Source organism: Marinospirillum sp. (genome assembly GCF_014859565.1).
Genome location: NZ_JACUUA010000223.1, coordinates 1 through 5,145, shown reverse-complemented (window position 1 = coordinate 5,145; position 5,145 = coordinate 1). Strand labels below are relative to the sequence as shown.

Below are 5,145 nucleotides of genomic sequence, written 5' to 3'. Positions count from 1 at the left end.
AAAAACGACCACCGAACTACACCGACTGGATGAAACACCGTGTGGATAACCCCCTGGGCAAAGAGGTTTATGGTCACCGCATGTCGGTGGTGGAACCGGTCTTCGGCAACATCGGCACCAACAAGGGATTAAACCGCTTCAGCCTGAGAGGCAAAACCAAGGTACAAGGTCAGTGGCAATTATTTTGCCTGATCCACAACATTGAAAAGCTGGCCCACTATGGCAAGCTGGTTCAATAAAGCAGCAGAGCCGGGTTCAAGCCAGCTCCAAAAAGCAGTGCTGAAAGCAGCATAAACACTGGCTTGCAGAAGCCAAAGCCTGAAAAGGCCAGAAACACAGAATTAACCAAGGGTTGCCGACAAAAACCGGCAATCAAAAATGAACAACAGAGAACGAGCTGTTGGTAGGGAAAGCTGGCTGGAAAGAGATTTTTCTACATGCTCGTTAGAAGGAGGGATATGGATACTTATCACGGGACGTCAAAGAAGTACGCAGCCCAGCTTCAGGCCGGAATGGTTGACGTTACAAAGGGCGGCGGCGAACTAGGTCGTGGGTTTTATACTGGCGAGCACCTGTACTTGGCAAAGGCATGGGCCTATCATGTCAGCGGGGACGCGCAGCAAAACGTCGTTCACTTCGAGAAATCAGACTCAGACGTCATGGCCCTTCGTCTAGAAGTGCTAGGCGTTGGGGAAGCGGCTCTACGGCGCAAGCATATCAAGCTTTGGTCAGCAACGAGAAGTTACCAATTTGGCGTGGACATGGTCTGGGCGCCAATCGTGGGTAGTAGTCGCGTGAAAGGTGACCAGTGCAAGTGGGAGTCGGATGTCGCACAAGCGTTTCTTAATGGCTCTAAATGTGTACGTAATATAGTATGAGCGATCTTGTTCACTTCTTGGTCAGGGATCCTGTAGTTGAGAAGGCGGCTATCTATCCGTCCGAGCTCCCTGATGAAGGGTACGTTGCGTATCCGTTTTTCTGCTTTCTAGGTGCGGACGATTTGACTCTTCGTGATAGCTACGTCTTCTATGCAATAAAAGGTGAGGAGGTGATTCCGGTCGATCTCCGTCGAGTGAGGAATCGTAAAACCCATTTTGTGGCCGAGGTTGATGGGGTTGGGTTCTTTGATTTTACGGCTAAATTAGTCCGCAGCGACATAAAATACCACGGTGCTACCCAAAAGGTATCCGGGCTTAAGGTCTTGCGGCGCATAAAGCCAAATAACCCTGTGGCGCTTGATAGCGCAATTAGAGACAAAGGGTTCTACTTTATCGGCTACACGCCTAGACTTACCCATTTGGCTGATTAGGTGCTCAAACAGTTCTAACGAGGAAATCAACCCGACAAACCCTTCCGGGGCTTCGCCCCTCCAGGCTTTGCGGGTTATTTCAGCGTTTAGGCTGTAGAAAAACCTGCTGAACTTTGCTTAGATGGACTTTTCGCCAAAGGAGTGAGGGATGCCCAAGTTCAAGCACTACGACTACAACCAGATGTCGATGGTGGTGATCAACTACCTTGAGCAGATCCAGCCAGGCACCTTTGAATTTGCATTGCACTACCTGATCTCTGAAAAGCTGGATCTTTCTGCTTTTCACCAGCCCTATAAGAATGATGCTGAAGGCCGTCCGGCTTATGATCCGGCGATTCTTCTAAAAATCATCCTGTTTGCTTATTCCAAGGGCATCACCTCCAGCCGTGAAATCCAGTGGTGCTGCGACACCAACATCATCTTCAAAGCCCTGTCCTGTGACACCGTTCCACACTTCACCACCATTGCTCATTTTGTCAGCAGTCAGCCCCAAGCGATTGAAGCCCTGTTTGAACAGGTACTGCTGATCTGTGATCAGCAAGGATTACTCGGCCATGAACTCTTTGCCATTGATGGTTGCAAAATGCGCTCCAATGCCTCCAAAGAATGGTCAGGCACCTTTAAAGAACTGGAACAGAAACGCCAGAAACTCAAACGCTTGATCCGCCATCACCTCAGTGAACACCAGGAAAAAGACAGCTGGGAGAGTGAAGAAGAACTGGATCGGGATATTCGCAAAGCCAAAACCATCCTGACCCTGGATGCTGCAGCCAACAAGATCGGTGACTTTTTAAAGCACAGCCAACCAAGGACGGGTAAAGGCAAACGTAGCAAGGAAGTGAAAAGCAACATCACCGACAACCAATCCGCAAAAATGACGACTAGCAAGGGCACCATCCAGGGTTACAACGGTGTCGCTGCGGTTGATAAAAAACACCAGATCATCATTGATGCCCAAGCCTTCGGCGAAGGACAGGAACACCACACCCTGCAACCGGTACTGGAAACAATAGAAGAACGTTACAAACGACTGGGCATCAATGACAACCTCTATAAAGAAGGCATTATTGTTACTGCTGATACTGGCTTCGCTAACGAGGCCAACATGAAATACCTGCACCAGAACGGCATCAACGCCTACATTCCTGACAACCAGTTCAGAAGCCGAGATCCCAAGTTCAAGGATCAAAAAGAAAAATACGGCAAACGCCACCAGACACCCGGCAAACCCGAAGCCAAACCACTCATACCGGCCAGCGAGTTCCAGTTCGACCCCATTAATCTGACCTGTATCTGCCCAGCGGGAAACCAAATCAGCCACCGGGGCACCAGAGCCAACGACCAAGGCCAACCCACCGCCTATTTTGAAGGCAAGCTGCTGCAATGCCGGCACTGCAAGAAAAAACACCAGTGCATGAAAAACCCAGCAGCAGCCGACCATCGTAAAGGAGCTGGACGACAAGTCAGCTTTCCTTTAAATGAAAAACGACCACCGAACTACACCGACTGGATGAAACACCGTGTGGATAACCCCCTAGGTAAAGAGATATACAGCCATCGAATGTCGGTTGTTGAACCGGTCTTCGGCAACATTGGCACCAACAAAGGACTAAACCGCTTCAGCCTGAGAGGCAAAACCAAGGTACAAGGGCAGTGGCAACTCTACTGCCTGATCCACAACATTGAAAAGCTTGCCCACTATGGCAAGCTGGCTCAATAAAGCAGCAGAACAAGGGGCAAGCCAGCCCCAAAAAGATGTACTGAAAGCAGCATAAACACTGGCTTGCAGAAGCCAAAGCCTGAAAAGGCCGGAAAACACAGAATCAACCAAGGGTTGCCGACAAAACCGGTAATCAAAAATGAACAACAGAGATCGAGCTGTTGGTAGGAAAAGCTGGCTGGAAAGAGGTTTTTCTACAGGCTCGTTATATTTTTTATGCAACAACGAGGGTAAAGCGATCACATGGACGCATTGTTTAAAAAACTAGATAGCTTAGATTTAAGTAAAAGTGAGCTTTGTATGTCAGGGAGGTTAACTAGCGCTTTCCTTGAAAGGTCCCCTTTCATTACTGAGGAACTATTACCGAGTATAAAAAAATCTTGTGACAGTGATGCATTTAGATCGAAAGTTATGAGACTGTATGCAAGAAAATATGAGTTAGAAAAAAAGAGCTATTCTAACAAAATTCAGGACCTAGGTGAATCAGAGGGTGCTATTAGGTTTTATAAGCCGATGATTGATAGGGTTGAAGAAAAGCTGAAAATAACAACTTTCAATGATTTATTGGATTCCATTGAAAAAGAATACTCTGAATTTTCTGGAATTTCAGAAATCTACAATAACGAATACAAATTTATCCATGGTGAAGAAGACCCTGTATATATAGAAGATAATTATCATTTATTAGTGCTATGTGAGCTGATACATGATGATTATAAGAGTATTAAAAGTCGTTCTGAAATGTTTAACATGCAATATTCATCCCATCTTTATGATGAGTATAAGAATATTGATGTTGATTTGGATGAAGCAGATAATCAGTTTTCAAAATACAAATTGTTAAGTCTCAACGATAACATTGAAATACACAATGATAAAGATAGTCAAACTATCCGTGATAAAAGAATTGATAAGTATTTTTGGATCCCTTTACCAAAGAAACTACTTTCTTCAATTGAGTCTTTGATAGATAAAAATTTGTTATCCGACATCTCGTTCAGAATTGATTATATTTCTGAATGCATTCCAATGATGGAAGAGATGGAATATGGTTCCATCCTAAGAATTGATGTATCAGGCTTACCAGAGGTTTCGAAGTTTTACACAATCGATAATTATGATAACAGCTTATGGGTGCGCCATGATATTGAAAAACAAAGTTTAACATTTGAAGAGATAATGGAAGACTTTGAGGTTGTCAATCAGGATGTTGTTACTCAGGTTATCCATTTGGAATACTTTGTTTTAGATGATGAATACTTTATTAAACACTTAGATCATGAATTTATACTTTATACATTGGACGAATATTCTGAAAGACTTTCAAATCCTGATAAGAAAGGGTATAAGAAAATAAAATCCTTCAAAATTGATAACGCTAAGATCCCGTTTGGGTTCAAGAAAGATGAAGAGTATTTTCTATACCAAGTGCTGGACGCCTATTTAGAAAACAAAGAATTAATCTCAGAGTATTTTTCAAAAATATAACAATCTGTTTAAGAGTGATTCGCAACGCTTGGCATCTTTGCTATGCGTTGCGATTGGTGTTTAAGGTGGTATACGGCGGCGTCGGTATTGCGTTGCTCACACCTTAACAGGGCGTTCAGGCTGTAGAAAAACCTGCTGAACTTTGCTTAGATGGACTTTTCGCCAAAGGAGTGAGGGATGCCCAAGTTCAAGCACTACGACTACAACCAGATGTCGATGGTGGTGATCAACTACCTTGAGCAGATCCAGCCAGGCACCTTTGAATTTGCATTGCACTACCTGATCTCTGAAAAGCTGGATCTTTCTGCTTTTCACCAGCCCTATAAGAATGATGCTGAAGGCCGTCCGGCTTATGATCCGGCGATTCTTCTAAAAATCATCCTGTTTGCTTATTCCAAGGGCATCACCTCCAGCCGTGAAATCCAGTGGTGCTGCGACACCAACATCATCTTCAAAGCCCTGTCCTGTGACACCGTTCCACACTTCACCACCATTGCTCATTTTGTCAGCAGTCAGCCCCAAGCGATTGAAGCCCTGTTTGAACAGGTACTGCTGATCTGTGATCAGCAAGGATTACTCGGCCATGAACTCTTTGCCATTGATGGTTGCAAAATGCGCTCCAATGCCT

At 44.9% G+C, this 5,145-nt stretch carries 6 protein-coding genes; all 6 read left to right on the top strand.

Features of this window, described 5'->3' with window-relative positions:
* Window positions 1-239: transposase (locus IBX50_RS17000; protein WP_292257491.1), on the top strand; the 239-nt coding region annotated here is incomplete at its 5' end.
* A gap of 219 nt (window positions 240-458) precedes the next feature.
* Window positions 459-878, top strand: coding sequence for a hypothetical protein (locus IBX50_RS16995; RefSeq protein WP_292257490.1), 420 nt, complete (start codon window positions 459-461; stop codon window positions 876-878).
* Window positions 875-1,309 carry a hypothetical protein gene (locus tag IBX50_RS16990; RefSeq protein WP_292257489.1) on the top strand — a complete coding sequence of 145 codons (435 nt, stop codon included), beginning with the start codon at window positions 875-877 and terminating at the stop codon, window positions 1,307-1,309. The genes IBX50_RS16995 and IBX50_RS16990 overlap by 4 nt, the downstream gene beginning before the upstream one ends.
* 148 nt (window positions 1,310-1,457) lie before the next feature.
* Entirely contained in the window at window positions 1,458-3,029 is a 1,572-nt protein-coding gene (locus IBX50_RS16985; RefSeq protein ID WP_292257488.1) for an IS1182 family transposase, read from the top strand.
* A gap of 243 nt (window positions 3,030-3,272) precedes the next feature.
* Window positions 3,273-4,517, top strand: coding sequence for a hypothetical protein (locus tag IBX50_RS16980; protein ID WP_292257487.1), 1,245 nt, complete (start codon window positions 3,273-3,275; stop codon window positions 4,515-4,517).
* 177 nt (window positions 4,518-4,694) lie between these two features.
* Window positions 4,695-5,145 (top strand): transposase (locus IBX50_RS16970; protein WP_292257485.1); only part of this gene is annotated, 451 nt, incomplete at its 3' end.

Excerpts from the sequence above, each read along its gene's own strand:
- IBX50_RS16995 (WP_292257490.1), top strand. The coding sequence starts at position 459 with ATGGATACTTATCACGGGACGTCAAAGAAGTACGCAGCCCAGCTTCAG.
- IBX50_RS16990 (WP_292257489.1), top strand. The coding sequence starts at position 875 with ATGAGCGATCTTGTTCACTTCTTGGTCAGGGATCCTGTAGTTGAGAAG.
- IBX50_RS16985 (WP_292257488.1), top strand. The coding sequence starts at position 1,458 with ATGCCCAAGTTCAAGCACTACGACTACAACCAGATGTCGATGGTGGTG.
- IBX50_RS16980 (WP_292257487.1), top strand. The coding sequence starts at position 3,273 with ATGGACGCATTGTTTAAAAAACTAGATAGCTTAGATTTAAGTAAAAGT.